The sequence below is a fragment of the Priestia sp. SIMBA_032 genome (assembly GCF_046535215.1).
In the GTDB taxonomy this organism is placed as follows: domain Bacteria; phylum Bacillota; class Bacilli; order Bacillales; family Bacillaceae_H; genus Priestia; species Priestia aryabhattai.
Genome location: NZ_JAWRXD010000487.1, coordinates 1 through 279 on the forward strand (window position 1 = coordinate 1; position 279 = coordinate 279).

At 36.2% G+C, this 279-nt stretch carries 1 protein-coding gene; it reads right to left on the reverse strand.

Annotated elements, in window-relative coordinates; genetic code table 11:
• Positions 1–279: methyl-accepting chemotaxis protein (locus tag SB717_RS35240; RefSeq protein ID WP_410907557.1), on the reverse strand; the 279-nt coding region annotated here is incomplete at both ends.

Consider the following 279-nt stretch of genomic DNA (forward strand, 5'->3'; position numbering starts at 1 on the left):
CTCGCAGCCTCAATTGCCGCATTTAACGCTAATAAATTTGTCTGTTCTGCAATATGTTGAATTACTTCAAGGATTGCTCCAATTTGTTTCGACTTATCGTCTAACAAACCAATGATTTTGTCTGACTGTGAAACAGACTCATGAATTAATTGCATTTGATTCACAGTTTGTTCAACTAACTTCCCACCATTTTCAGCTTTTTTCTTCGTATACATAGAGGCTGTAGATACTAATGAAGAACTATCTGCAACACGCTGAATTCCTTCTGTAACTTCTTCT